Annotated in this window: 4 protein-coding genes; all 4 read left to right on the forward strand. The window is 41.3% G+C overall.

The features are described 5' to 3' along the window. Positions 1-1581: glucose PTS transporter subunit IIA (locus tag HMPREF9538_RS13935; RefSeq protein WP_009485103.1), on the forward strand; the 1581-nt coding region annotated here is incomplete at its 5' end. A gap of 14 nt (positions 1582-1595) precedes the next feature. Beyond that, the gene (locus HMPREF9538_RS13930; RefSeq protein WP_032419768.1) at positions 1596-3029 is read left to right on the forward strand and encodes a glycoside hydrolase family 1 protein; all 1434 of its coding nucleotides are present in this window, start codon (positions 1596-1598) and stop codon (positions 3027-3029) included. Positions 3030-3043: 14 nt separating this feature from the next. Continuing rightward, positions 3044-4021: a Gfo/Idh/MocA family protein gene (locus tag HMPREF9538_RS13925; protein ID WP_009307868.1), complete on the forward strand. Its 978-nt coding sequence runs from the start codon at positions 3044-3046 to the stop codon at positions 4019-4021. Further along, a complete protein-coding gene (locus HMPREF9538_RS13920) occupies positions 4011-5036 on the forward strand; it encodes a Gfo/Idh/MocA family oxidoreductase (protein WP_009485106.1) in 1026 nt (341 codons plus the stop codon). Before HMPREF9538_RS13925 ends, HMPREF9538_RS13920 begins: the two co-directional genes overlap by 11 nt. Positions 5037-5069 lie beyond the last annotated feature (33 nt).

Below are 5069 nucleotides of genomic sequence, written 5' to 3' on the forward strand. Positions count from 1 at the left end.
ATTGCTTCGTCAATGACACCAGTAATCCCCGCACTTATTGGCGCGGGGATTATCCAGATGATTGTTATCATCATGAGTTTCTTCCTCGGGCAAGACAACTCAACATTACGCTTTCTATCAATTATTAGTCATTCTGCTTTTTACTTCATGCCTATTTTTATTGCTTATGCAATAGCCAGAAGATTTAATGCCAACCCGGTACTCGCAGCCGTTGTGACGGCAGTACTGTTAAACCCTCAGTTTATTGAGGTGATGAACGAAGCCAAAACGACTGACGTGACGTTCCTGGGTATTCCTGTGATGTCAGCGCAGTACGCTTCAACCATCATACCCGCTATCCTGATTGCCTGGATCGTTGCCTGTACCGGAAAAATTGTTGATCGCTTTACTCCCTCGATGACAAAAACATTTCTGAACCCAGCGCTTATTATCCTGATTTCTGCCCCTATTGCCTTTACCATAATTGGACCTGTAGGAACTTTTTTAGCGACCAGCTTAGCCTCAGGCGTAGAACTTATGCAGTCGCACTTGAACCTTCTGACGATGGTGTTGCTCGCTGCATTCATGCCTTTTATCGTGATGACTGGCCTGCACTGGGCATTTACACCCATTGTTCTTGGCTCTCTTGCATCAGGCCAGGGTGACGGACTTATCCTGCCAATCATGCTGGTTATAAATATGGCTCAGGGTGCTGCGAGTATTGCTGTAGGGATCAAAAGCCGTAATTCTAAACTTAAACAGACATCTCTGGCGGCAGGTTTTACCTGTATATTTTCAGGTCTTACCGAACCGTGCATGTATGGGGTCAATTTGCCGTTGAAAAAACCGATGATTGCGGCATGCATTGCATCAGGTATCACTGGCTTGTTCATTTGTCTGGTAAAGTTAAAATCCTTTGCATTCGGTATTTCCTCTCTGGTTGCATTACCTATGTTTATCAATCCGGAAAACCACAGCAATATTATCTTCGCTTGTTCAGCCGCTCTTATGGTGATTTTCTTGACCATGGCTTTAACCTTCATCCTTGGCTTTGACGACCCTGCTGATGAAAAAAACATTGAGCCAAGTGACTTGAAAGGAAAAAACAATGAAAATTCGCAAAGCATCGTTTCAACTTTCAAGACAATCGATGGACAGATTTTAAATTCACCAGTAACGGGTAAGATAGTACCGCTGTCTAAGGTAAATGATTTAACGTTTTCTACAGAAGCCTTGGGTAAAGGTGTTGGTATCATTGCTGATGAAGGCCGCGTATATGCCCCTTTCAATGGCACTGTACTGTCAATATTCCCGACGAAACATGCTATAGGTCTGGCTTCTGAAACTGGCATTGAATTACTGATTCATATTGGTATTGATACCGTAAAACTTAACGGCAACGGATTTACCTCATTTGTAAATAATGGCGATACGGTAAAAGAAGGTGACCTGTTGATCGAGTTCGATATTGAGATGATTCAGTCACTTGGCTATGACATAACAACGATTGTGGTTATTGCAAACTCAGAGAATTATCAGAAAGTAGACACTTATTCAGAGCAAATTGCTCATGTAAGACAACCTCTTTTATCACTGGCTTAATGGGAGAATATGTAATGGTTTTTAATAGTGATTTTCTTTGGGGCGGTGCGATTTCAGCCAACCAGTGTGAAGGTGCATACAATGTTGATGGTAAAGGACTGAGTATTCAAGATCTCATGCCCAAGGGTATTATGGGGCCAATGACAGAAACACCAACCCCAGATAATTTAAAGCTTGAAGGGATCGATTTCTATCATCGCTATAAGGATGATATTAAACTTCTGGCTGAAATGGGATTCAAGGTTTTTCGTATTTCAATTGCCTGGTCACGTATTTATCCCAATGGCGACGATGAGATCGCGAATGAGCAAGGGTTAGCGTTTTACGACAGTGTATTTGATGAATGCTTGAAATATGGGATCCAGCCTTTAGTCACAATTTCTCATTATGAAACACCTTATAATTTGGCGAAAAAATATAATGGTTGGGCATCTAGAAACTTGGTCGAATTGTATTTAACATACGCAACCACGTTATTTAATCGCTATAAAGATAAAGTTAAATATTGGTTGACATTTAACGAGATCAACTCTGTTCTTCATCATCCACTGATGAGCGGCGGAATTATGACTCCCATGTCTGAACTGAGTAAGCAAGATCTCTATCAGGCAGTACATCACGAACTGATCGCCAGTGCACTGGCTACCAAGGCAGGTAAGGCTATTATTCCAGATGCTCAATTTGGCTGCATGATTCTCAGCATGCCTGTGTATCCGCTTTCCCCTAAACCTGAAGATGTGATTGCAGTGATGGAAGCGGAACATATGAATGATTTCTTTGGCGATGTCCATGTAAGAGGAAAATACCCAAACTACATGAAACGCTACTTCCGTGAAAATGATATAAATATCAAATTCATGCCTGGTGACGAAGAGGCATTACTGAATACCGTTGATTTTGTTTCATTTAGCTATTATGTCAGCGTCTGTGAGACAGCCGATAAATCTATCTCTGCTGGAGAGGGGAATTTGCTTGGTGGTGTACCCAATCCTTATCTGAAAGCTAGTGAATGGGGATGGCAGATTGATCCGCGAGGGTTGCGTATCGTTTTGAATCGTTTTTATGATCGTTACCAGAAACCATTATTTGTTGTTGAGAATGGTCTTGGGGCCGTAGACCGGTTAGTACAGACTAAGGATGGCAGTTTTACTGTTGACGATGACTATCGCATTAGTTACATGAATGACCATCTTGTTCAGATTGGTGAAGCTATCAAAGATGGTGTGCCAGTTATGGGTTACACCTGCTGGGGCTGTATTGATCTGGTAAGTGCAGCAACAGCGCAACTGAGTAAACGTTATGGCCTGATTTATGTTGATCGTAACAACGATGGCTCAGGTTCATTTGCACGTTATAAAAAGAAATCTTTCTACTGGTATAAAGACGTCATTAGCACTAACGGTGCCTCATTGAACGATGAAAATATTACTACAAAGATAACATATTGAGTGAGGAGCTAAAGATGAAAATAGGCATTCTGGGTACTGGTATGATCGTAAAAGATCTGCTTACCGTTATTGACCAATTGTGCTTTGATTATATTTCTGTGCTGGGAACAGAGCAAACAAGAAATGAAACGTTAGAATTAAAAGACCGTTATGGGCTTGATGAAGTCTTTTTTGATTATGACGCCATGCTTGCAAGTAATGTAGATGTCATCTATGTTGCCCTACCTAATCATCTTCATTTCTCATTTGCTCAGAAAGCTTTGAATGCTGGGAAGCATGTTATTATTGAGAAACCGATAGTCTTGTCTATAGCAGAATTACTGGCATTAAAAAATATTGCTGAAGCGCAGAAATGTTTCATTCTTGAGGCAATGAATATTCATTATCTCTATCCAGTACAGTTAATCAGAAAAAACCTGAAACAACTCGGCGAGCTAAAATTAGTTTCTCTTAATTACAGCCAATATTCATCGAGATATAACGACTTCAGGCAGGGTATAATTCACCCCGCGTTTGACCCTTCACGAGGTGGCGGCGCGATGCTGGATATTAATGTTTACAACTTGCATCTGGTTGTGGGGATGTTCGGGCGTCCTGATTCTTATCATTATATGCCAAACATTATGAACAATGTTGATACCAGCGGCATACTCGTGTTGAATTATCCAACATTCAAAGCCGTATGTATTGGTGCCAAAGATTGCCAGGCACCTGCGGTATCGACGATTCAGGGCGACAAGGGATGTATTATTCTGGAATCACCAGTGAATACCCTGACAGGTTATAAAATCAGATTTAACGACGGATCGTTTGTTGAATCTGAACAGTGGAACGGGCACCGCCTTATTCCTGAATTTAAAGAATTTATTCGGATCATTGAATCCGATGATTTTCAAAAAGCCGCTAAAATGTTAGAAAATAGCATTATTGCAACTGAAATACTTGAGACAGTAAGTAAACAGGTTACAAAGGAGAATACGCATGTCCAGTAAACTCACCATTGGTTATATCGGTAATGGAAAAAGCACCAATCGCTATCACCTGCCTTTTTCACTTAAATTAAAAGATCTGATTAGCGTTAAGCGTATTTTCTCTCCTGTTGAAAATACTGGTTGGCCCAAAATAGACGGTATCAGCTATACTACAAATATCGATGATCTGCTGAACGATGATGAAATTCAGGCGGTAATTATAACAACGCCTCCTGAATTCCATTATGAGCTGGCGAAACAGGCTATCAATAAAGGTAAAAACTGTGTTGTCGAAAAGCCTTTTACTGAAACCTCTGAGCAGGCTGTCGAACTTTTCCGTCTTGCTAAAGAGAAAGGCGTAATGGTTCAGTGCTATCAGAACCGCCGTTTTGACAGCGATTTCTTGACGGTTCAGGAGGTCATTCGTAGCGGAAAATTGGGTGATTTAATCGAACTGGAAATGCATTATGATTATTTTCGCCCTGAAGTGCCTGAAGCATCCACCACGTTTAGTCGAGCTCATTCCTATCTTTACGGACATGCCTGTCATACGCTGGATCAGGTCATATCACTCTTCGGAAAACCTGACAATGTCCATTTTGATGTCAGGCAGCTTCTTGGCCCCGGTCGAATGAATGATTATTTTGATATCGACTTGATGTACAAGAGGCTTAAGGTATCTGTGAAATCAAGCTATTTCAGAATCAAGGATCGTCCGAGTTTTGTGGTATATGGCAAAAAGGGGATGTTCGTCAAATCAACTAAAGATCGTCAGGAAGAGCATCTTAAGCTTTTCCATATGCCTGAAAATAAAGACTTTGGTGTTGATTTACCAGAGCATTATGGAGTACTGACTTACATTGATAGTCACGGTGATTACCATGAAGAAAAGGTGAAAACTGTGCAAGGCGATTACTCTCGTTACTATACCGCGCTGTACGAAACTGTCGTTAACGGGCGTGAGCAGGAAGTGAAGCCAGAGCAGACTATTTTGCAAATAAAGCTGCTTGAAGCAGGGATTGAAGGGCTTCATTAATCACATATCCGGCGGGGGAAAAAAACCCCCTGT

The organism is Klebsiella sp. MS 92-3, assembly GCF_000195655.1.
Lineage (GTDB): Bacteria > Pseudomonadota > Gammaproteobacteria > Enterobacterales > Enterobacteriaceae > Klebsiella > Klebsiella pneumoniae.